Annotated in this window: 21 protein-coding genes and 2 tRNA genes; 20 read left to right on the top strand and 3 right to left on the bottom strand. The window is 65.4% G+C overall.

The annotated features are described in order from the left end of the window. Positions 1–39 precede the first annotated feature (39 nt). Both E3T47_RS00345 and E3T47_RS00350 read right to left on the bottom strand, forming a co-directional pair. Positions 40–113 (bottom strand) — tRNA-Asp (locus E3T47_RS00345). Between the two features lie 88 nt (positions 114–201). After that, positions 202–274: transfer RNA gene (locus E3T47_RS00350), tRNA-Glu, on the bottom strand. Between the two features lie 266 nt (positions 275–540). Here E3T47_RS00350 and E3T47_RS00355 point away from each other — a divergent pair. Both E3T47_RS00355 and E3T47_RS00360 read left to right on the top strand, forming a co-directional pair. Next, positions 541–1887 (top strand): M23 family metallopeptidase, encoded by a 1347-nt coding sequence (locus E3T47_RS00355; protein WP_241981818.1) that lies wholly within the window; start codon positions 541–543, stop codon positions 1885–1887. Then, positions 1880–3346: a C40 family peptidase gene (locus E3T47_RS00360; protein WP_241981819.1), complete on the top strand. Its 1467-nt coding sequence runs from the start codon at positions 1880–1882 to the stop codon at positions 3344–3346. Before E3T47_RS00355 ends, E3T47_RS00360 begins: the two co-directional genes overlap by 8 nt. 345 nt (positions 3347–3691) lie before the next feature. Here E3T47_RS00360 and ppa read toward each other — a convergent pair whose 3' ends face one another. Further along, complete coding sequence (gene ppa / locus E3T47_RS00365; RefSeq protein ID WP_092106945.1) at positions 3692–4183, bottom strand: inorganic diphosphatase; 492 nt, start codon at positions 4181–4183, stop codon at positions 3692–3694. 45 nt (positions 4184–4228) lie between these two features. Here ppa and tilS point away from each other — a divergent pair, with 45 nt between their 5' ends. The 18 genes from tilS to E3T47_RS00450 all read left to right on the top strand — a co-directional run bounded on the left by tilS (position 4229) and on the right by E3T47_RS00450 (position 21315). Continuing rightward, positions 4229–5209 carry a tRNA lysidine(34) synthetase TilS gene (tilS, locus tag E3T47_RS00370; RefSeq protein ID WP_134553678.1) on the top strand — a complete coding sequence of 327 codons (981 nt, stop codon included), beginning with the start codon at positions 4229–4231 and terminating at the stop codon, positions 5207–5209. A 22-nt stretch (positions 5210–5231) separates the two neighbouring features. Next, entirely contained in the window at positions 5232–5804 is a 573-nt protein-coding gene (gene hpt / locus E3T47_RS00375) for a hypoxanthine phosphoribosyltransferase (protein ID WP_134553679.1), read from the top strand. Between the two features lie 83 nt (positions 5805–5887). Next, positions 5888–7897, top strand: a complete 2010-nt coding sequence (gene ftsH / locus E3T47_RS00380) for an ATP-dependent zinc metalloprotease FtsH (RefSeq protein ID WP_134553680.1) — start codon at positions 5888–5890, stop codon at positions 7895–7897. A 6-nt stretch (positions 7898–7903) separates the two neighbouring features. Beyond that, positions 7904–8473, top strand: coding sequence for a GTP cyclohydrolase I FolE (gene folE / locus E3T47_RS00385; protein ID WP_134553681.1), 570 nt, complete (start codon positions 7904–7906; stop codon positions 8471–8473). After that, positions 8470–9327 carry a dihydropteroate synthase gene (gene folP, locus E3T47_RS00390; RefSeq protein ID WP_134553682.1) on the top strand — a complete coding sequence of 286 codons (858 nt, stop codon included), beginning with the start codon at positions 8470–8472 and terminating at the stop codon, positions 9325–9327. The genes folE and folP overlap by 4 nt, the downstream gene beginning before the upstream one ends. Further along, positions 9320–9682, top strand: coding sequence for a dihydroneopterin aldolase (folB, locus tag E3T47_RS00395; RefSeq protein WP_134553683.1), 363 nt, complete (start codon positions 9320–9322; stop codon positions 9680–9682). Before folP ends, folB begins: the two co-directional genes overlap by 8 nt. After that, positions 9679–10212, top strand: coding sequence for a 2-amino-4-hydroxy-6-hydroxymethyldihydropteridine diphosphokinase (gene folK, locus E3T47_RS00400; RefSeq protein ID WP_134553684.1), 534 nt, complete (start codon positions 9679–9681; stop codon positions 10210–10212). The genes folB and folK overlap by 4 nt, the downstream gene beginning before the upstream one ends. Continuing rightward, positions 10209–10691 carry a DUF3180 domain-containing protein gene (locus E3T47_RS00405; protein WP_134553685.1) on the top strand — a complete coding sequence of 161 codons (483 nt, stop codon included), beginning with the start codon at positions 10209–10211 and terminating at the stop codon, positions 10689–10691. The genes folK and E3T47_RS00405 overlap by 4 nt, the downstream gene beginning before the upstream one ends. Next, on the top strand, positions 10684–11238 hold the full coding sequence (locus tag E3T47_RS00410) for a PH domain-containing protein (RefSeq protein WP_422386457.1): 555 nt from the start codon (positions 10684–10686) through the stop codon (positions 11236–11238). The genes E3T47_RS00405 and E3T47_RS00410 overlap by 8 nt, the downstream gene beginning before the upstream one ends. Further along, positions 11235–12881: a PH domain-containing protein gene (locus E3T47_RS00415; RefSeq protein ID WP_134553686.1), complete on the top strand. Its 1647-nt coding sequence runs from the start codon at positions 11235–11237 to the stop codon at positions 12879–12881. Before E3T47_RS00410 ends, E3T47_RS00415 begins: the two co-directional genes overlap by 4 nt. Next, complete coding sequence (locus tag E3T47_RS00420) at positions 12878–13639, top strand: Rossmann-like and DUF2520 domain-containing protein (protein WP_134553687.1); 762 nt, start codon at positions 12878–12880, stop codon at positions 13637–13639. Before E3T47_RS00415 ends, E3T47_RS00420 begins: the two co-directional genes overlap by 4 nt. Continuing rightward, complete coding sequence (panC, locus tag E3T47_RS00425) at positions 13636–14508, top strand: pantoate--beta-alanine ligase (protein WP_134553688.1); 873 nt, start codon at positions 13636–13638, stop codon at positions 14506–14508. Before E3T47_RS00420 ends, panC begins: the two co-directional genes overlap by 4 nt. A gap of 70 nt (positions 14509–14578) precedes the next feature. Next, a complete protein-coding gene (gene lysS / locus E3T47_RS00430) occupies positions 14579–16093 on the top strand; it encodes a lysine--tRNA ligase (protein WP_134553709.1) in 1515 nt (504 codons plus the stop codon). After that, complete coding sequence (locus E3T47_RS15725) at positions 16093–16239, top strand: hypothetical protein (protein ID WP_166805564.1); 147 nt, start codon at positions 16093–16095, stop codon at positions 16237–16239. The genes lysS and E3T47_RS15725 overlap by 1 nt, the downstream gene beginning before the upstream one ends. A 34-nt stretch (positions 16240–16273) precedes the next feature. After that, the gene (locus E3T47_RS00435) at positions 16274–16453 is read left to right on the top strand and encodes a hypothetical protein (protein ID WP_134553689.1); all 180 of its coding nucleotides are present in this window, start codon (positions 16274–16276) and stop codon (positions 16451–16453) included. Between the two features lie 6 nt (positions 16454–16459). Next, the gene (gene cls / locus E3T47_RS00440; protein ID WP_134553690.1) at positions 16460–17923 is read left to right on the top strand and encodes a cardiolipin synthase; all 1464 of its coding nucleotides are present in this window, start codon (positions 16460–16462) and stop codon (positions 17921–17923) included. Between the two features lie 194 nt (positions 17924–18117). Then, positions 18118–20643: an ATP-dependent Clp protease ATP-binding subunit gene (locus tag E3T47_RS00445; protein ID WP_134553691.1), complete on the top strand. Its 2526-nt coding sequence runs from the start codon at positions 18118–18120 to the stop codon at positions 20641–20643. A 105-nt stretch (positions 20644–20748) separates the two neighbouring features. After that, the gene (locus E3T47_RS00450) at positions 20749–21315 is read left to right on the top strand and encodes an amino-acid N-acetyltransferase (protein WP_174844616.1); all 567 of its coding nucleotides are present in this window, start codon (positions 20749–20751) and stop codon (positions 21313–21315) included. The last annotated feature ends 60 nt before the right edge of the window (positions 21316–21375 follow it).

Consider the following 21375-nt stretch of genomic DNA (forward strand, 5'->3'; position numbering starts at 1 on the left):
GGAAAATAGCCCTTCCTTTCGAAAGGGCTATTGCCTTTGCGACCCTGACCGGACTTGAACCGGCGACCTCCGCCGTGACAGGGCGGCGCGCTAACCAACTGCGCTACAGGGCCTCGATGTAAAAATGTGAATCTGTGTGCGAGGCACTTGGTAAGACTATTCTATTTTTTTTTGCTACATTTCACTCTCGTGCAGTTTTCGTAGCCCCAACGGGATTCGAACCCGTGTTAACGCCGTGAAAGGGCGCCGTCCTAGGCCGCTAAACGATGGGGCCGTGAGCCACAATGTTCATGGCTGCCGAAAAGTAAGCATACGGTCTTGTGGGGCTGAGGCCAAATCGGCGCGCGCGGCATCCGCTCGAATGATGAATATCGTGCTTCACGAGTTCGCACCGCGCCCGTAAATGGGCGGGCCAGCGACCATTTCCCGGGTTAGATTCGCCGGTAAGGCTGGGCGAGTCGCGCCCACCTTGTTACTCTGAAGAGTCTGCCTCGGCGCACGCGGCGACTGCTATAAGCCTGTTGGGAAACAATGATTCGTATGAGAACCGTGACCGGCCCCGGATTTGACACGCCCGCCCGCCGTTTGCGTGTGACCAATCGGTGGCCCAGGCACACCGCGGCACTGACTAGCATGATGGCGGCGATGACTCTGCTGGTCACCCTTGTGAGCCCGGTCGCGCCGGCCAGGGCCGTAGATTACCCGTCCTGGCAGGACCTGCAGAATGCCAAGGCGAACACCGCCTCGGCCGCTGCACAGGTGACCGCCATCGAGAATCTCATCGCCGGCCTGCAGGTGCAGGTGCAGGAGACCCAGGCCGCGGCAGAGAAGAGCGCCACCGAACTCGAGATCGCCCAGCAGGAGTTTGATGACGCCACCCGCCGCGCCGAAGATATCCAGACCCAGGCCGACACCAGCAAGGCCACGGCGGATGCCGCGACCAAGCAGGCCGGTCAGCTCGCCGCCCAGCTCTACCGCACCGGCGGTACCGATCTCAGCGTGAACCTCTTTCTCGAGGGGCAGGGTGACGGTGCAGACGCCGACTTGCTGCTGGCAAAGCTGGGCAACATGAGCAAGCTTGTCGAGCGAAGCTCCGACGTTTACGAATCGGCGCAGTCCGCCACCAATAACGCGCAATCGCTCGGCGACCAGGCCAAGATCGCCCAGACTGAACGCGAAACCCTGCGGGTTGTCGCCGAAGCCGCGCTCGCCGCAGCCCAGACCGCCGCCGAGGCAGCGGCGAACGCCCTCGCCGAGTCCGAAGCCAAGGGCATCGAGTTGGAGCAGCAGCTGCAGTTCATGCGCGACGCCCAGGCCACGACGACGGCCGGGTACGAAGCCGGCGTGGCCGAACGTGCCCGGCTCGAAGTCATCCGGATCGCCGCTGAGGCGGCGGCGGCTCGCGCGGCAGCAGCCGCGGCGGCCGCTGCCGGCGGCGGTGGCTCCGGCGGGTCGGTGAGCATGTCGGGCTGGGGCGTTCCGGCCAGTGGGCGCATCACCGGCGGTTACGGCCCCCGCTCGACCATTTGCGGCAACGGCGGCCAGTGCAGCGGGAGCTTCCACTACGCCACCGACCTCGGCACCGGTTGCGGCGCGCCCATCTACGCCGCCCACGCCGGCGTCGTCACCTGGGCCGGTGTTCTCGGCACCTACGGCAACTTCGTGAAAATCAGCCACGGCGACAACGTGTCCACCGGATACGCCCACATTCAAAACGGCGGCTACAACGTGGCCGTCGGCCAGTCGGTTGCAGCCGGGCAGCTGATTGCCAGTTCCGGCGACACCGGCGCGGCCAACGGCTGCCACCTTCACTACGAAGTCTGGATTGGTGGAAACCGCATCAATCCCGTTCCATTTATGGCCGACCGGGGAGCATCACTTGGCTAAGAGCACTACAAACGTACCGAGCTCGACCCACGCGGCACGGGTTCGCACCACGTCGAAGCGGCTGCTCTCCGCAGTGGCGATCGGCGCGGTGTCGGCGGTTACAGCATCCGTTGCCGTCGGCGGGGCTGCCTTCGCCGCTCCCGATTATCCGAGCTGGAACGACGTCGAAAAGGCCAAGCAGAACGAGTCGACGAAGCAGGCCGAGATTGCGACTCTCGGGGAACTGCTCGACGGTCTGGCGGCCGAGGCCGCAAAGACCGTGACGACCGCGCAGATCGCGGCCGAGGCCTACCGCGTGACGCAGGATGCCCTAGATGCCGCCACCACACGGGAAACTAGCCTTAACGACCAGGCCGAAACAGCCGAAGCCACCGCGGCAACGTCCAAGATGCGCGCCGGCCTCATCGCCGCGCACCTCGCCAAATCCGGCGCCAGCGGACTGTCACTCAACCTGTTCCTGAACGGCAACAGCGCTGATGACCTGCTCAGCCAGCTCGGCACGGCCAGCAAGCTCAGCGAACAATCGGAGCAGATCTACACCGAGGCCGTGCAGGACAAGAATGCGGCCGAGTCCCTGGGTGAGCAGGCCGCATCGGCGACCGAGGAACGCGAACGCCTCACCAAAGAATCCAGGACCACGTTCGAGGCAGCAACGGCGAGCTCGGTGGCAGCTGAGGCGGCCTACGACACCCAGCAACGTAGATCAAGCGAACTCTTCGAACAGCTTGCCCTACTCAAAGACACCACGGCTGAGGCCGAACGCACCTTTCACGCCGGAGAGGACGCTGCCGCCGCGGCTGTCGCGTTCGCGCAGGCGCAGGCATCCGCCGCCGCAGTAGCGGCTGCCACGGCAGCGCAGGCCGCGCGGGATGCAGCCGCCGCACCAGCCGGTTCGGGTTCGGGTTCGGGTTCCGGTTCGGGTTCGGGTTCCGGTTCCGGTTCCGGTTCGGGGGCGGTGACACCGGTCACCCCGGTGACACCGTTCACCCCGGTGACACCGGTCACACCGGTCACCCCGGTGACACCGGCGACACCGGCGACACCGGCGACACCGTCCGCACCGGTCGCCGCTCCCAACGCGAGCGTCGTCGACGCGGCGCTCGCGTTCGCCCGCAACCAGCTCGGCGACCGCTACGTCTTCGGCGGTTCCGGCCCCGATGCGTGGGACTGCTCAGGACTGACCAAAGCCGCTTACGCTGCAGCCGGCGTCTACATCGGCTCCCACTCGGCCACGAACCAGTACATCACCATGGCCCAGCAGGGAAAGCTCGTCTCCTTCGCCCAGGTTCAGGTGGGCGACCTGGTGTTCTGGGGCAGCCCCGGTAACTACTATCACGTGGCGATCTACGCGGGCAACGGCCAGATTCTTGAAGCCCCCAACCCCTCCGCCCGCGTGCGGGTGCATAGCATCTGGTCGTCTTGGGCCGTTGCCCCCTACGTCGGTCGTCCGGCCGCCTGATACGGCGTTCTGTGTCTTGTAGCTGATCCTGAGTTCGGTCATTCGGAAAGTGATCGGCTACAACTGCGGAGATTCCAACGAAACCGGTGGGGTACCGCACGGTCGATTTCGAAGTTTTCGGCAGGCAGTTTTGCAGTTCTGAACGCCACCAGCTTGCCGGGCGCGATCAGCGGCCGAGAAAAGGACCCCCGATAGCAGAGGGCTTCTGCCGCCGTGTAGCCGATGACAGAAGCCCTCTTCCAATTACCCGCCCAGGACTTCGCGGTCAGGGGGCGCAAATCGACCATCCAGGGCCCGATATGCGTCGATTTGCGACCTTTTCACAGACGCGCGAGACCTCGAGGGTTAGTGGCCCTCTTCAGCGAGCTTGGCAATGCCGTCGACGACGATCTGGTTGGCCTCGGCAGCGTCGCCCCAGCCCTCCGTCTTGACCCATTTGTTGGGTTCGAGGTCCTTATAGTGCTCGAAGAAGTGCTCGATTTCCTTGCGGGTGTACTCCGGGATGTCGAGGACGTCCTGAATGTGGTCCCAGCGTGGGTCGCCGGCCGGAACGGCGATGACCTTGGCGTCGGAACCGCCGTCATCGGTCATGTTGAACACGCCGACGGGGCGTACGGAGACGCCGACGCCTGGAAAGAGCGGGTAGTCGAGCAGTACGAGAACGTCGACGGGGTCGCCGTCGAGACCCAGAGTGTTCTCAAAGTAGCCGTAGTCGGTGGGGTACATGAAGCTCGTGTAGAGCACGCGGTCGAGATAGACCCGACCTGTTTCGTGGTCCACCTCGTACTTGTTGCGGCTCCCGCGAGGGATTTCGATGACTGCGTCATATTCGGCCATGGCTGTGTTTCTCCCTTGATCTAAGTCTGCCGATAACGTTACTGGATGGAATCCACCCGCCGCCCGCGCCTTACTCCGGCCATCGCCGATATTCGCCGGGCCGTGCGCACGCTGCTGCCGGCCGAGGGACTCGTGCTGGTCGGCCTCAGCGGCGGTGCCGATTCGCTCGCCCTCGCCGCGGCGACCGCCTTCGAGGCCGGGCGGGCGGGCATCCGTGCCGGCGCGGTCATCGTCGACCACAACCTGCAGACCGGTTCAGCGGATGTCGCGGCGCGGGCCGCAAAGACCGCTCGCAAGCTCGGCCTCGACCCGGTTCTCGTGCTGGGAGTGACCGTCCGTGACGAGGGAACGGGCCCGGAAGCCGCGGCGCGCACGAGCCGGTATGCGGCGTTCGACGCGGCCCTCGAGCAGACCGGGGCGAGCGGTGTGCTCCTCGGCCATACCCTCGACGATCAGGCGGAAACGGTGCTGCTCGGACTCGCCCGCGGCTCCGGACCGACGAGTCTGCGGGGCATGGCAGCGCGAACGGGACCGATTCTGCGACCGTTGCTGGGCATCCGTCGGGCAGCAACCCGGCAATTCTGCGCCGATGCTGGCCTTGAACCGTGGAGCGACCCGCAGAATTTCGACCCGCGCTATGCCCGGGTGCGGGTGCGCGAAACGGTGCTGCCGACGCTCGAAAGTGAGCTCGGTCCGGGCGTCGGCCTCGCGCTTGCCCGCACGGCAGAGGCGCTGCGGGAGGACTCCGATGCGCTTGACGAACTGGCGCGCACGCTATTGCGCGCCCACTGGGCTCATGATCAGGTAGCGGCGGCCGTGCTCGCGGCACAGCCGGCGGCGGTGCGACAACGAATGATTCGCTTCGGGGCTGAGGAAAGCCTTGGAGTGTGGCTGGATCGAGGACAGACCCTTGCTGTGGCGGCGCTCGTGACGGATTGGCACGGACAGGGGGCGCTCAGCCTGCCAGGTATTAGAGTTGAACGGCAGGGCGGTATTTTGATCTTCTCCGTGCCTGGACCCACTTGACACAAAGGAATGATCTCTCCGCATGGAACCTCGCGACATTGACGGCGACCTCACCGAGATCCTGATCAGCGAGGAGCAGATTCGTGCTCGCCTGGCCGAAATGTCACGTCAGATCGAGGTCGACTACGCTGGCACCGATCTGCTGCTGGTCGGCGTGCTCAAGGGAGCGGTCATGGTCATGGCCGATCTGGCGCGCGAACTGCATCTCCCGGTCACCATGGACTGGATGGCCGTCAGCTCCTACGGCAGCGGCACGCAGTCAAGCGGGGTCGTGCGCATCCTGAAGGACCTCGACACCGACCTGTCCGGCCGTAACGTGCTCATCGTCGAGGACATCATCGACTCCGGCCTGACCCTCTCGTGGCTGCTGGCAAACCTGAAAACCCGTGGTCCGGCATCCATTGAAATCTGTGCGCTGCTGCGCAAGCCGGACGCCGCGCGCGTCGACATCGACGTGAAATACGTGGGTTTCAACATTCCGAACAAGTTCGTGGTCGGCTACGGCCTCGACTATGACGAGAAGTATCGCAACCTGCGCTCGGTCGGCATTTTGGCCCCGCACGTGTATTCCACGGTCGCCGCAGCCGCGCTCTAGCTTCGACCCGCACCAGCGCGTGAGTTTTCCTTTGGGCGAACACACGGCTTTCCCTTGTAATCGAGCGCTAGCCTGAGGTCACCATGAACGCCAAGAAGCTACTCCGCGGCCCGATCCTCTATATTGTGCTCGCCGTCATCGCCGTCTGGGTGGGGTCAAGCCTCATCACTATGAGCGGATTTCGCGAGGTCAGCACACAGGAAGGTCTCGCCTACCTGGAGTCGGGCAACGTCGCCGAAGCCACCATCGTCGACGGCGAACAACGCGTCGACCTCACGCTGACCAAGGCCAGCGGCGACCTCGGAACCCAGGTGCAGTTCTACTATGTCGCCCCGCGCGGCGAGGAGATCATCACCGCGGTGACCGCAGCGAACCCGAAAGACGGCTTCACCGACGAGGTGCCGCAGCCCAACTGGGTCTTGGGCGTGCTCAGCTTTCTGCTGCCCGTATTGCTGATCGGTGCCTTTTTCTGGCTCATGATCTCGATGCAGGGCGGTGGCAGCAAGGTAATGAAGTTCGGCAAGTCCAAAGCCAAGCTCGTCTCGAAGGAAAGCCCCCAGGTCACTTTCGCCGACGTCGCCGGCGCCGATGAGGCCATCGAGGAGCTTGAAGAAATCAAGGACTTCCTCAAGGAGCCGGCAAAATTCCAGGCGGTCGGCGCCCGAATTCCCAAGGGCGTGCTGTTGTACGGCCCTCCCGGTACCGGCAAAACCCTCCTCGCCCGCGCCGTGGCCGGCGAGGCCAACGTGCCGTTCTATGCCATCAGCGGTTCCGACTTCGTCGAAATGTTCGTCGGCGTCGGCGCCAGCCGTGTTCGTGACCTGTTCAGCCAGGCCAAGGAGAATGCGCCAGCCATCATCTTCATCGACGAGATCGACGCCGTCGGCCGACACCGTGGTGCCGGCATGGGCGGTGGCCACGACGAACGTGAGCAGACCCTCAATCAGCTGCTGGTCGAGATGGACGGCTTCGACGTGAAGGCCAACGTCATTCTCATCGCCGCCACCAACCGACCGGATATTCTCGACCCCGCCCTGCTGCGCCCGGGCCGATTCGATCGGCAGATCGGCGTCGACGCACCCGACATGCTCGGTCGCAAGCGCATCCTCGAGGTGCACTCCAAGGGCAAGCCGATGGCCGAGGGTGTCAACCTCGAGGTGCTCGCCCGCAAGACGCCTGGCTTCACCGGTGCCGACCTGGCCAACGTGCTCAATGAAGCCGCGCTGCTCACCGCGCGGTCCAATGCCCAACTTATCGACAACCGCGCGCTCGACGAGGCCGTCGACCGGGTGATGGCCGGACCGCAGCGTCGCACTCGCGTCATGCGCGACAAGGAAAAGCTCATCACCGCGTACCACGAGGGTGGTCACGCCCTCGTGGCAACCGCGATGAACTTCACCGACCCGGTGACCAAGATCACCATCCTGCCGCGCGGACGGGCCCTCGGCTACACGATGGTCATGCCTCTCGAGGACCGCTACTCGGTCACGCGCAACGAACTGCTCGACCAGCTGGCCTACGCCATGGGCGGCCGCGTCGCCGAAGAGATCATTTTTCACGACCCGACCAGCGGCGCCTCCAACGACATCGAAAAAGCCACGGCGACCGCCCGCAAAATGGTCACCGAGTTCGGCATGAGCGCGGTCGTCGGCCCGCTCAAGCTGGGCCAGGGCTCGGGCGAGGTCTTCCTCGGTCGCGACATGGGTCACCAGCGTGACTACTCGGAGAGCGTCGCCGAGAGCGTCGACCGCGAAGTACGCCAGCTGCTCGAAGACGCCCACGACGAGGCCTACGAGGTGCTGATCAAGAACCGCGTCATCCTAGACAGCCTCGCATCGGCCCTGCTCGAGCACGAAACGCTCGACCAGACCGCCTTGGCCGAGATCTTCACTAATGTCGAGAAGTTGCCGCCGCGCCCGCAATGGCTGTCCAGTGACAAGCGCCCCGTCTCCGATATGCCGCCGATCGCGATGCCCGCTCCCAAGGCGCCAATCGACGGCGCCGCCGTTGACGGTGGCATCTCCAGCGGCGACGCCGCCCCTGCCAAACCGAAGCGCGCGCCGGCCCGCAACCCCCGCCCCGCGACCGCCTAGGCGCCCGTGGCAGTGGACAGGGCGCGCATCCAGGCGGCCGTCGCCGAGATTCTCGTTGCAATTGGTGAGGATCCGGAGCGGGTCGGTCTGGAGAGCACCCCGCGGCGGGTAGCGGATGCCTACGCCGAGTTCTTCGCCGGGCTCGGCCAGAATCCGCAAGAGCTTCTGCTGGACTTCGTTCCGGTCGGCAAGAGCACCGGCGAACTTGTGCTGCTGCGCGACATCGCCTTTCGCTCGATCTGTGAACATCACCTGCTGCCGTTTCTCGGAATCGCCCACGTGGCCTACCTGCCTCGGGACCGCGTCGTCGGCCTCGGCCGGTTGCCCGCCGTCGTAGAGACCATCGCCGCCCGGCCCCAGCTGCAGGAACGGCTCACCGAGGAAATCGCCGACGCCCTGCACGAAGGCCTCGACCCGCTCGGCGTGCTCGTCGTGCTCGACGCCGTGCACGGCTGCGTCGGCACCCGCGGCCCGCGGCAGAGTGCGAGCTCAACGGTGACCATGGCCTCGCGCGGAGCCTTGACCGAACCGACGGCCCGCGCCGAGATCATCGCGCTGATTGCCGCCGGCGAATGACGCTCGTCATGGGCGTGCTCAACGTCACCCCCGACTCTTTCAGCGACGGTGGCCAGTGGGCGTCAACGGATGCCGCCATCGAGCACGGACTGCTGCTGCACGCCCAGGGTGCCGACCTGATTGACGTGGGCGGTGAGTCCACCCGGCCCGGTGCCACCCGCGTGGCGCCGGAACAGGAGCAGCAACGGATCATTCCGGTGGTCACTGAACTCGCCCGGCAGGGCCTGCGGTTGAGCATCGACACGCTCAATGCCGGCACCGCCCTCGCGGCGGCGAAAGCGGGCGCGAGCGTGATCAACGACGTGTCCGGCGGGCTCGCCGACCCGGGTATGGCGGCTGTCGTCGCCGAGACCGGCCTCACCTACGTGGTCATGCACTGGCGCGCGCACGCGCAGCAGATGGACACCCTCGCCGACTACGGCGACGTGGTAACCGACGTCATCGCCGAGCTGCGCACCCGCGTCGACGCGTTGACCGTGGCCGGAGTGGCCAGGGATCGGATCGTGCTCGACCCCGGACTCGGATTCTCCAAGAGAACCGAACACAACTGGCAGCTCCTGAACCGGCTCGACGCCTTCGCCGAACTCGGTCTACCCGTCATGGTCGGGGCGTCACGCAAGCGTTTTCTCGCCGAAGTGCTGCCGGTCGGCGCACCGGTTCGGGACCGAGACCTGCCCACCGCCGTGGTCAGCGTGCTGGCTGCCCAGGCAGGTGCCTGGGCAGTGCGGGTGCACGACGTTGCGGCGACGCGCACGGCTCTGAACGTGCTGGCGAGTGTAGGGCAGTCAACGCCTCACGGCGGGCAGCACGTGCCGGGCGGCGCGGCGCGTGCGTCACACTGGACCCATGACTGATTCGATCACCCTCACCGGCCTGCGGGTGAACGCCCACCACGGCGTCTACGACTTCGAGAAGAAAAACGGCCAGGATTTTGTCATCGACGTGACCGTTTGGCTGGATCTGCTGGTCGCGGCTGCGAGCGATGACGTGACCCAGACCATCCATTATGGCGAACTAGCCGAGGAGGTCACCGACGCGGCTCGGCACAACCCGGTCGACCTGATTGAAACCGTCGCCGAACGCATCGCCCAGGTTGTGCTGGCCCACCCCCCAGCGCTGCGCGTGCAGGTCACGGTGCACAAACCGCAGGCTCCCATCTCGGTTCCGTTCACCGACGTGGCCGTTCAGATCACCCGGTCACGGTCATGACCGGGCCCGTCCATGGAGTGGTGCTGGCGCTCGGCAGCAATCTCGGCGATCGGGCGGCCACACTCGCCCGTGCCGTGCAGGACATCGCCGAACTGCCAGGAGCCGCGCACGTCGTCGTGTCGCCCCTGTATGAATCCGCGGCGGTGAAACTGGACGGCGTCGACGAGTGCGCACCGCGTTACCTCAATGCGGTGCTGACCCTCTCCTGGCGCGGCGACCCGCACGCCCTGCTCAACGCCGTCAACTTCATCGAGGCCAGGCACGGCCGGGTGCGTGCCGAACGCTGGGGTGACCGCACCCTCGACATCGACCTTATTGTGTTCGGCCAACTGACCGTCGACGACGACCGCTTGACCCTGCCACACCCCCGTGCGGCGGAGCGTGACTTCGTCCTGGCCCCGTGGCTCGACCTCGACGAGGCGGCCGTCATTCCCGGCCGTGGTCTGGTGCGTGACCTGCTCGTCGCGACCGGCACCACGGTGCGCCGGGCAGCGGATGCTCCCGCTCTGGTACCGGGAGCCGGGCGATGAAGCGCTCGCAGACGACCGGGCTGCTAGCCGTTCTGCTCATCGGTCTCGTGATCGGCTTTCTGCTCGAGATCGCCTTCGCGGCGTCCGGTGCTCCGATCGTCGTTCCGCCGGTGACCCTGCCTTTGACGCTGATCCTGCTGGCCGCAGTCGTCGTGAGTTTGGCGTGGCAGGTGCGCCAGGGCAGCCGTCGTAAGGCGCTGCGCCGCATCGATCCGTTCTGGGCCATGCGGGTGGCTGTACTGTCGAAAGCAACGTCGCTGTCGGCTTCGCTGCTGCTCGGCGCCGCCCTCGGTCTCGTGCTGTACATTCTCACCCGGTCGGTGGTGCCCGCTGTCACATCACTGTGGCTCGCGATCGGCACGGCCGTCGGCGCGGCCCTCATGCTCACGGCTGGTCTCGTGGCCGAACACTTCTGCACCCTGCCCCCCGACGATGACCGTAACGACGACGCCGATGTGTCCGGAGGTACCCGTGCCTGAATTGCCCGAAGTGAACCCGCCGGCTGCGCGGCCGCCCGTTCGGCACGATGTGGCCGAACCGGCTGCGCGGCTCGAACTGGCCGAGGCCGGGGAATGGATGCGCGTCTCCCCGAAGTACGTCCTGGTCGAGATCGTCGGCACCATCGTCAACGCCGTCGTCGTGTGCGGGGGAGCGAGCCTGCTCTGGCTGCTGCTCGATGCGACCTGGGCCTTCTGGGTCGGCCTCGCTGTGCTGGTCGTGTCGATCATTAATCTCGTATTCGAACCGCGCCGGGTGCGGTCCATCGGGTACCTGCTTCGCGAAGATGACCTGCTGTTTCGCCGCGGGATCCTTTTTCAACGCTTTGTCGCGGTCCCTTACGGGCGCATGCAGCTCATTGACATCACCCGCGGCCCGATCGCCCGGTGGCTCGGCTTGGCCGATCTCAAGTTCGTGACCGCCGCGGCCACCGCCGGGGTATCCATTCCCGGGCTCGCCGAAGCCGATGCCGAGGGCCTGCGTGACCGCCTGGTGGAACTCGCGGAGAGTCGCCGGGCTGGGCTGTGAGCGAGCCCGTCGCTTCCGCCCGGCCGGTACTTGCGGCGCCGCGCACCGACCTCACCGACGGTGAATGGCACCACCTCCACCCGGCGACACCGCTGCTGCGCGGCGGCATCTTCATGGTGGCTATCATCGGTTTCATTATCGCCAACCTGCGCGAACGACTCATCGACCTGTTCATGGGCGAAGAGAACTATCGCGGCGATCCGATCGACGCGATCTACGAGCGCGGAGCCACCGGCTGGGCCCTGCTGATCCTCGCCGTGGTGCTTCTGGTCATCATCGTCGTGTTCTACCTCTCTTGGCTCATGCACACGTTTCGGGTGACGGGCGAGATCGTCGAAGTGCGCAGCGGCGTTGTTTTTCGCAGCAACCGCAAGGCGCGCCTCGACCGGGTGCAGGGTGTCAACCTGGCCCGGCCGTTGATCCCCCGGATGTTCGGAGCCGCCCGGCTGGAAATCGCCGTCGCCGGGCAGGACGGCAACGTGCAGCTCGCCTACCTTGGTTCGAAACTAGCGGATGACCTGCGCCGCGACATCCTGCACCTCGCCTCCGGACTGCGGCAGGCCAGGCCGCCCGCCGACGTACCCGGATTGCAGGAGGCCACCGCGCCGCCCCTGATCGGCCCGGCCACCGCGCCGACCGCCCACTCGGCGCTCGGCGACTTTGCGGCCGCTCGCTACCGCGAGTTTCGCGCTCCGGAACTGGACCCCGATGCCGCCCCGCCCGAATCCATCGTGCGCATTCCGCCGGGCCGTCTGGTCGGGTCGGTCGTGCTCAGCGGCTTCACCGTCTTTCTCCTTCTGGCCGGCATCGGTCTCATCGTCAGCGTGATCGCCGGAAGCAGCGGCTGGGTGCTCGTGGCGGTGCTGCCGGGTCTCATCGGCAGCGTCGGTTACTACTTCTCCCGCATCACCAAGACACTGCGGTTCAGCATTGCGGGCACCCCAGACGGTGTGCGGGTCGGCTTCGGCCTGCTGTCCACGAGCAGCCAGACCCTGCCGCCCGGGCGCATCCACGCGATCAAGGTGTCGCAGCCCATTCTCTGGCGCCGGTTCGGCTGGTGGCGGGTCAGCATCAACACGGCCGGTCAGGCATCCGGCCGCAGCTCGACGCCCGCGACCAGCTCCACCATCCTGCCGGTCGGTACTCTCGCCGACGTCGAAAAAGTGCTTCAGCTGGCGCTGCCTGCGTTCGACACCGACACGCATCGCGCCCTGGTCGAAAACGGCCTGCTCGGCGGTCGCCGGCGCAACGCCGGTGTCGCCGATTTCTACAGCAACGCCCCCGCCCGCGCCGCCTGGCTGAGGCCCTTCTCGTGGTGGCGCACCGGCTGGGCGGTGTCGGGTCAGGTCGCCCTCATCCGTCGCGGCGTGATCTCGCGCGACCTGATTCTCGTGCCCCTCGCGCGGATGCAGGGCGTGCGCATCAGCCAGGGACCCGTTCGTCGGCGGTTGCGCCTCGCGTCGGCCGACCTGCACACGGTCTCCGGGCCGGTAGCCGCCTCCCTCAGCGTCATCGACGTTGACGAAGCACTGGTTCTTTTCGAGTGGATGTCCACGGGAGCGGTGCGCTCGGCCCTCGCCGACACCAGTCACCAGTGGAGCCGCGCGGAGACGCCGTCCCCAACCCAGGAAGCAGCGGAATGAACACGAAGCCCGGACGCCTTGGCGTCGGAATCATCGGCGCCGGACATGTCGGCCCCATTCTGGGAGCAGCCCTCGCCGGCGCTGGCCACGCGATCGTCGGCATCTCGGCGATCTCGCGGGCCAGCCGGGACCGCGCCGAAGCCATTCTGCCGCTCGTTCCGATTCTGACCGTGCCCGAGATCGTCGAACGCAGCGAACTGGTCATCATCGCGGTACCCGACGCCCAGTTGGAGAGCCTCGTGCAGGGCCTCGCCGCGACGAACACCTGGCGGCCCGGCCAGCTCGTGCTGCACACCTCTGCCCGCTACGGCACGGCTGTGCTCGCCCCGGCACAGGTCGCTGGCGCCATTCCGCTCGCCATCCACCCCGCCATGGCATTTACCGGAACCAGCCTCGACCTGGCCCGCTTGTCCGGCAGCTACTTCGCCGTGACGGCGCCCGGCCCGGTGTTGCCGATCGGGCAGGCTCTCACCGTGGAGATGGGCGGCGAACCGCTCATTATTGCCGAGGCCGACCGCGCGAGCTACGCCGAAGCCATCCAGATTGCCACCGCCTTCTCCACCTCGATCGTCGAGCAGGCGACCGGCCTGCTCGCCGGAATCGGCCTCGAGCATTCGGGCGCTATTCTTGGTCCGCTGCTGCGCTCCGCGATGGAGAACGCTCTGGCGCGCACGAGTCCCGAACGACTCGACCTGGCGGGGTTCGACGAAATCGAGCAGCGGCAGCATCCGCTTGACGACGACCGGGAGGTCGAATGAGCACCACTGAAATTCTGGGAACCATTGGCGAACTGCATGATCGCCTGGGTCAGGCCCGCGACCGCGCGGCGCTGACCGGCGGCGATAACCGTGTCGTGCTCGTGCCGACCATGGGTGCCCTGCACGCCGGACACCTCGCGCTCGTGCGGCGGGCGCACGCGCTCGGCGGCATCGTGGTGGTATCGATCTTTGTGAACCCGCTGCAGTTCGGCGCCGGCGAAGACCTCGACCGGTATCCGCGAACCCTCGCCGCCGACCTCGCCGCTCTCGAGGCCGAGAACATATCGTTCGTGTTCGCGCCGGATGCTCGAGAAATGTACCCGAGCGGCGCGAGTGACACCCGGGTTACCGCCGGCGCGGTCGGTTCCCTCTACGAGGGGGCTGCGCGCCCCGGCCACTTCGACGGCATGCTCACCGTCGTGGCGAAGTTGCTGGGCATCGTGACGCCGGACGCCGCGGTGTTCGGCCAGAAGGACGGCCAACAAGCTTTCCTCGTGCAGCGAATGGTCACCGATCTCAATGTGCCTACGGCCATCGACGTCGTCGACACCGTGCGCGAGCCGAGCGGGCTGGCCCTGTCCAGCCGCAACCGCTATCTCGACGATGCCCAGCACTCGGCGGCGCAGGCTTTGTTCGCCGGGCTCACCGCGGCTGCCGATGCGGCGTACGCCGGCCCGGCTGCCGCCCTCAGCGCGGCGCAGGCGCGCATCGACGCCCAGTCGCTGGTTAAACTGGACTATCTCGTGATCGTGCACCCGGAAACTTTTCTCGCGGTGCCGAGCGACTATCGCGGGCCGGCCCGGATGCTCGTGGCCGCGCGGGTCGGTACCACCCGACTGATCGACAACGTGTCGATCAGTCTCGGGTGAGGCGCAGCATCCGCTTTATTGTGAACAGACAGCACCAACGGAGAACCAGATGAGCCAGAACACCCCGCCAATGATTGCCCAGGCCTTGCCCGACGATGCTTTCTCCGACGCGGAGATGAACGAGCAGAAGGCCGTGCGCCTCGGCAAACGCGACCGCCTGAACGCGGCCGCCGCGAGTCCGGCCGGCGGCGCCTACCCGGTGTCGGTTCCGGTCACCCACACCATTCCAGCCGTGCGCGCCGAATTCGGCGCTCTCGAAGCGGATGCCGTCACCGGCGTCACCGTCGGCCTGGCTGGCCGCATCGTGCACCTGCGCAACACCGGCAAGCTGTGCTTCGCGAGCCTGCAGAGCGGCGACGGCACCCGTATCCAGGCCATGGTCTCGCTTGCGGCCGTCGGTGAGGATTCCCTCGCCGCCTGGAAAGACCTCGTCGACCTCGGCGATCACCTGTTCGTCACCGGTGAGGTCATCTCCAGTCGTCGTGGCGAACTGTCGGTCATGGTCTCCGATTGGCAGGTCGCCGCGAAGGCGTTGCTGCCGCTGCCCAACCTGCACTCCGAGCTCAGCGAAGAGACCCGAGTGCGCAGCCGCTACCTCGACCTGATCAGCCGCGAGCAGGCCCGCACCAACGTGTTGTCCCGTTCACGGGCCGTGGCGAGCCTGCGCAGGACCTTCACCGACCTCGAGTTCATCGAAATCGAAACGCCGATGCTGCAGGTGATGCACGGAGGGGCATCCGCCCGCCCGTTCCAGACCCACAGCAACGCCTTCGACACCGAATTGTTCCTGCGCATCGCGCCCGAACTGTTTCTGAAGCGAGCCGTGGTCGGCGGCATCGACCGGGTCTACGAGATCAACCGCAACTTTCGCAACGAGGGCGCCGACTCGACGCACTCGCCCGAGTTTGCGATGCTCGAGGCCTATGAGGCCTACGGTGACTACAACTCCATCGCCGACCTCACCCAGAAGTTGATCCAGGATGCGGCGTTCGCGATCGCCGGGTCGCACGTGGTGACCTGGGCTGACGGCACCCTGTTCGACCTCGGCGGCGACTGGGACCGCATCGGAATGTATGACAGCCTCTCGGCGGCCGCCGGCATCGTGATCACGCCGGAGACGCCGCTCGCCGAGCTCGTCGCGCTCGCCGCCCGCGAGGGTATCGAGATCGACCACCCCATCCACGGCAAGTACGTCGAAGAGCTGTGGGAGCACTTCGTCAAGGGCGACCTGGTGCGCCCGACCTTCGTCATGGACTTTCCAATCGATACGAGCCCGCTCGTGCGCGGTCACCGCTCAGTGGCCGGTGTGGTCGAGAAGTGGGACCTCTACGTTCGCGGCTTTGAACTGGCCACCGGTTACTCCGAGCTCGTGGACCCGGTCGTGCAGCGCGAACGCTTCATCGAACAGGCCAGCCTTGCCGCCGGGGGAGACCCGGAGGCCATGCGCCTCGACGAAGAATTTCTGCGCGCACTCGAGTACGGTATGCCGCCGACCGGCGGTATGGGCATGGGCATCGACCGCATGCTCATGGCGCTGACCGGCCTCGGTATTCGCGAAACGATTCTGTTTCCTTTGGTGAAGTAATGGGATACCTGCCCGACGACGTGCTGAAGCCCGATAAGGGCGGACGCAAGCCGCCGTCGATGAACCGCATCGCGCTCTGGGTGATCATCGGAGGCGTTGGCGTCTACTACCTGGGTAGCGGCATCATCGGTCTGCTCGGCAAGTAGCTGCTCTCCCAGTCTTTGCGCGTAAGCTGACCCCGTGATTGAGAACTATTGGGGTAACGCGCTTTTTTCGGTCGTACCCACCATTGCGCTTGGCCTGATGTTCTGGCTGATGCTGCGCTCGATCCTGCGCGCCGACCGCATCGAGCGCAAGGTGTACGCCCAAATCGAAGCCGAAGAACGCGCCCGGCTCGGTCTCGACAAACCCGTCACTTAAGTACGAATGTTCGGCATCGACGGCCTGACCATCACCGTTCTGCTGGCCCTGATCGTCGATTTCTCCGTTCGAGCCGTGGCCGTTATTGTGGTGCCCCGCAACCGTCGCCCAATGTCGGGCATGGCCTGGTTGCTGACCATCTTCTTTGTCCCCTACCTCGGCGTGCTGTTGTTTCTACTGATCGGCTACCGCACGCTGCCGAAGAAGCGTCGGCTGATGCAGGATGAAATCAACAAGTTCATCCTCGACAGCACCGAGGGCATGGAGCTGGTGCGCCGCGACCATCCCTGGCCGAGCTGGCTGGAATCGGTCGTCGAACTCAACCGCAATCTTGGGGCGATGCCGCTCGTCGGCGACAATACCGCGAGTCTGATCGGTGAATACCAGGTGGCCTTCGACACCCTGATCGCCGACATCGACCAGGCCCAGAAATACGTGCACGTCGAGTTCTACATCCTCTCGCTCGATCACACCACCGCGCCGTTCTTCGACGCCCTCGAGCGCGCCCAGCAGCGCGGCGTGACCGTGCGGGTGCTGCTCGACCACATTCAGTCCATGCGCAAGCCCGGCTTTCGGCGAACCAAGAAACGACTGACGGATGCCGGTATCGCGTGGGAGCTCATGCTGCCGGTGCAGCCGTTCAAAGGCAAATGGCAACGACCCGACCTGCGCAACCATCGCAAGCTCCTCATCGTCGATGGCTTCGTGGGGTTCATGGGATCGCAGAACATCATTGACCGCTCGTACAACATGAGAAGCAACATTCGGCGCGGCCTGCAGTGGAAAGACTTCATGACCCGGCTGGAAGGCCCGATCGTGTCGGGGCTCAACGCGATCTTCATCACCGACTGGTACAGCGAGACGAACGAGCTGCTCACCCGCGATGTCGAGCCGGTGCATCCGCGGCCAGTGACCGATGCCCTCGACTGTCAGGTGGTGCCGAGCGGACCCGGGTTCAAGGGCGAGAACAACCTGCGACTGTTCCTCGCGCTGCTGTACTACGCCCAGGACCGCATCATTATCACGAGCCCGTACTTCGTGCCGGACGAATCGATCATGTACGCCATCACGACCGCCGTGCAGCGGGGGTTGCACGTGGAATTATTTGTGTCGGAGATCGGTGACCAGGCCGTCGTCTATCACGCGCAGCGTTCCTACTACGAGGAACTCCTGACCGCTGGCGTGCACATCTACATGTACAAGGCGCCGTACATTCTGCACGCAAAGCACTTCACGATCGACGACGAGGTCGCCGTCGTCGGATCGAGCAACATGGACCAGCGGTCCTTCAGCCTCAACATGGAGGTGTCGCTTATGGTGCGCGGGCCGTCGTTCGTGCGCAGCCTGCGCGCCATGGAAGACGAGAATCGGTTGAACAGCCGCGAGCTCACCCTCGAAGAATGGCGCAAGCAGCCGCTGCGCTCCACCATCCTCGACAACCTCGCCCGGCTCACCTCCGCCGTGCAGTAGGGACCGGCGGGCGGATGCTGCGCGAAGGGGCCGCGCGCAGCATCCGTAACGCGATGCAAATAAAAAAACTCGGGCACGAAGGGGCCGTACGCAGCATCCTTCACGCCTACGGCGAACATACACGCGCGAGCGGCGCAGGCTGGCTATTCTCGATGTAACGGCACCAACTGCCCTGGCGCCAAGGGAGCGATCATATGTTTGAAAGATTTACCGACCGAGCTCGTCGCGTCGTCGTTTTGGCCCAGGAAGAGGCCAAGATGCTCAACCACAACTACATCGGTACCGAGCATATTCTGCTCGGGCTGATTCACGAGGGTGAAGGCGTCGCCGCGAAGGCTCTTGAGAGCCTCGGCATCTCGCTGGACGCCGTGCGCGAGCAGGTTCAGGACATCATCGGTCAGGGGCAGCAGCAGCCCACCGGCCACATCCCCTTCACGCCGCGGGCGAAGAAGGTCCTTGAGTTGAGCCTGCGCGAAGCGCTGCAGCTCGGCCACAACTACATCGGTACCGAGCACATTCTGCTCGGCCTCATTCGCGAGGGTGAGGGCGTCGCCGCCCAGGTCCTCGTGAAGCTCGGCGCCGACCTAAACCGCGTGCGCCAGCAGGTCATCCAGCTTCTCTCCGGTTATCAGGGCAAGGAGCAGGTGCAGGTCGGCGCCAACGAGCAGGCGGCCAATACGGCCGGCAGCCAGGTGCTCGACCAGTTCGGTCGCAACCTCACCCAGATGGCCCGTGACAACAAACTCGACCCGGTCATCGGGCGCGAGAAAGAAATCGAGCGGGTCATGCAGATCCTCTCGCGTCGCACCAAGAACAACCCCGTGCTGATCGGTGAGCCCGGCGTCGGCAAGACCGCCGTCGTCGAGGGGCTCGCACAGGCGATCGTCAAGGGCGATGTGCCCGAGACGCTGAAAGACAAGCAGCTCTACTCGCTCGACCTCGGGTCGCTCATCGCCGGAAGCCGCTACCGCGGTGACTTTGAAGAGCGCCTGAAGAAGGTCACGAAAGAGATCCGTACCCGCGGGGACATCATCGTCTTCATCGACGAGATCCACACCCTGGTGGGTGCCGGAGCCGCTGAGGGCGCCATCGACGCTGCGTCGATCCTCAAGCCGCTCCTCGCTCGCGGTGAGCTGCAGACCATCGGTGCGACCACCCTCGACGAATACCGCAAGCACTTCGAGAAGGATGCCGCCCTCGAGCGCCGCTTCCAGCCGATCCAAGTGAACGAGCCGTCACTGCCGCACACCATCAATATCCTCAAGGGACTGCGCGACCGCTACGAAGCGCACCACAAGGTGTCCATCACCGACGGCGCCCTCGTAGCTGCGGCGAACCTCGCCGACCGCTACGTCTCCGACCGGTTCCTGCCCGACAAGGCCATCGACCTGATCGACGAGGCCGGCGCTCGGCTGCGCCTTTCGATTCTGTCGTCGCCGCCCGAGCTGCGCGAATTCGACGAGAAGATCGCCGTGGTGCGTGCCGCGAAGGAACTCGCCATTGAAGAGCAGGACTTCGAGAAGGCCGCTGGGCTGCGCGACGAGGAGAAGAACCTCCTCGGCGAGCGTCTGCGCCTCGAGAAGAAGTGGAAGAGTGGCGACGTCAAGACCACCGCGGTCGTCGACGAAGGCCTCATCGCCGAAGTGCTTGCCCAGGCCACCGGTATTCCGGTCTTCAAGCTCACCGAAGAAGAGTCCTCCCGGCTCGTCTTCATGGAAAAGGCTCTGCACCAGCGTGTCATCGGTCAGGAAGAGGCCATCTCGGCGCTGGCCAAGACCATCCGCCGCACCCGGGCCGGTTTGAAGGACCCCAAGCGTCCTTCCGGGTCCTTCGTCTTCGCCGGTCCCACCGGGGTCGGAAAGACGGAGCTCGCCAAGGCACTCGCCGAGTTCCTGTTCGACGATGAAGCGGCCATGATCTCCCTCGACATGAGTGAGTACGGCGAGAAGCACACCGTGTCACGCCTGTTCGGTGCTCCTCCCGGGTTCGTCGGCTTCGAAGAGGGCGGCCAGCTCACCGAGAAGGTGCGCCGCAAGCCGTTCTCCGTAGTGCTGTTCGATGAGATCGAGAAGGCCCACCCCGACATCTTCAACTCCCTGCTCCAGATTCTGGAAGAGGGCCGGTTGACGGATGGCCAGGGTCGCGTCGTCGACTTCAAGAACACCGTCATCATCATGACCACCAACCTCGGCACCAAGGACATCTCGGGCGGACCGGTCGGCTTCCAGCTCGAAGGCGACAGCACCACCGGGTACGAGCGTATGGCCGGCAAGGTGAAAGACGAGCTGAAGAAGCACTTCAAGCCGGAGTTCCTCAACCGCGTGGACGAGATCATCGTGTTCCCGCAGCTGACCAAGCCCGAGCTACTTCAGATCGTCGACCTCTTCATCAAGCGTCTGGGCGCGCGTCTGCTCGACCGCGACATGACCGTCGAGGTCACCGTTTCGGCGAAGGAACACCTGATCGAGGTCGGATTCGACCCGACGCTCGGTGCTCGCCCGTTGCGCCGCGCCATCCAGCGCGAGGTGGAGGACCGCCTGTCGGAGAAAATTCTGCAGGGCGAGCTCAACGCCGGTGACCACGTGCACGTGGACTACGTCGATGGGGCATACGTCTTCACCACAACGACGCGGGTCGACCCGGTCGGTGTCGGAGTGAACACGTCCGCTGCGATCGGCACCGGTCCGGCGACGCCCGACCTCGCCATCACGAGCGACTAGCAGTTACACAGAAAGGGCCCGGCAGACTCGTCTGCCGGGCCCTTTCTGTGCCCTCACTAGACTGGTGGTTTGATCCCGAAGTATGCGAGAGAAGGGCCGCGTGGCGTGACCGCACCGCACCAGACAGCACCGGAACAGCCCGAACTGGAATATTCGGTGCGCCGGGCCCGCACCAGCGATGTGCCCGGCATCGAAGCACTCGTCGAACCGCTTGTGCAACAGCGCATTCTGCTCGGCAAGGACCGCGTCGTTTTCTATGAGGCGGTGCAGGAATTTCGGGTGGCCGTGGACTCTTCCGGCCGGCTGGTCGGCTGTGGCGCCCTGCACGTCATGTGGGAGGACCTCGGCGAAGTGCGCACTCTCGCCGTCGACGCCGAGTGGCTCGGCCGCGGCGTCGGGTACTCCATCATGAGACGCCTCGAAGCGGATGCCCGCGACCTCGGCCTGAGCAGATTGTTCTGCCTCACCTTCGAGGTGGGGTTCTTCACCCGCAACGGGTTTACCGACATGGGCACCGAAACCGTCGACCCGGCCGTCTACGCCGAGCTCGTGCGCTCGCCCGATGAGGGCGTCGCTGAGTTTCTCGACCTGGCCCGGGTGAAGCCGAACACGCTCGGCAATACCCGCATGGTGAAGCGCTTGAACTCGGAAATTTGCGCCGAATCGGCCTGATCGTGGCTTAAAGCCTTGCTCATACGAGCAAAATACACGGAGTTTACCCCCCGGACACGG

Source organism: Cryobacterium ruanii (genome assembly GCF_004404055.1).
Taxonomy (GTDB): Bacteria; Actinomycetota; Actinomycetes; order Actinomycetales; family Microbacteriaceae; genus Cryobacterium; species Cryobacterium ruanii.

Excerpts from the sequence above, each read along its gene's own strand:
- E3T47_RS00355 (WP_241981818.1), top strand. The coding sequence starts at position 541 with ATGAGAACCGTGACCGGCCCCGGATTTGACACGCCCGCCCGCCGTTTG.
- ppa (WP_092106945.1), bottom strand. The coding sequence starts at position 4,183 with ATGGCCGAATATGACGCAGTCATCGAAATCCCTCGCGGGAGCCGCAAC.
- tilS (WP_134553678.1), top strand. The coding sequence starts at position 4,229 with ATGGAATCCACCCGCCGCCCGCGCCTTACTCCGGCCATCGCCGATATT.
- hpt (WP_134553679.1), top strand. The coding sequence starts at position 5,232 with ATGGAACCTCGCGACATTGACGGCGACCTCACCGAGATCCTGATCAGC.
- ftsH (WP_134553680.1), top strand. The coding sequence starts at position 5,888 with ATGAACGCCAAGAAGCTACTCCGCGGCCCGATCCTCTATATTGTGCTC.
- folP (WP_134553682.1), top strand. The coding sequence starts at position 8,470 with ATGACGCTCGTCATGGGCGTGCTCAACGTCACCCCCGACTCTTTCAGC.
- folB (WP_134553683.1), top strand. The coding sequence starts at position 9,320 with ATGACTGATTCGATCACCCTCACCGGCCTGCGGGTGAACGCCCACCAC.
- folK (WP_134553684.1), top strand. The coding sequence starts at position 9,679 with ATGACCGGGCCCGTCCATGGAGTGGTGCTGGCGCTCGGCAGCAATCTC.
- E3T47_RS00405 (WP_134553685.1), top strand. The coding sequence starts at position 10,209 with ATGAAGCGCTCGCAGACGACCGGGCTGCTAGCCGTTCTGCTCATCGGT.
- E3T47_RS00420 (WP_134553687.1), top strand. The coding sequence starts at position 12,878 with ATGAACACGAAGCCCGGACGCCTTGGCGTCGGAATCATCGGCGCCGGA.
- panC (WP_134553688.1), top strand. The coding sequence starts at position 13,636 with ATGAGCACCACTGAAATTCTGGGAACCATTGGCGAACTGCATGATCGC.
- lysS (WP_134553709.1), top strand. The coding sequence starts at position 14,579 with ATGATTGCCCAGGCCTTGCCCGACGATGCTTTCTCCGACGCGGAGATG.
- E3T47_RS15725 (WP_166805564.1), top strand. The coding sequence starts at position 16,093 with ATGGGATACCTGCCCGACGACGTGCTGAAGCCCGATAAGGGCGGACGC.
- cls (WP_134553690.1), top strand. The coding sequence starts at position 16,460 with ATGTTCGGCATCGACGGCCTGACCATCACCGTTCTGCTGGCCCTGATC.
- E3T47_RS00445 (WP_134553691.1), top strand. The coding sequence starts at position 18,118 with ATGTTTGAAAGATTTACCGACCGAGCTCGTCGCGTCGTCGTTTTGGCC.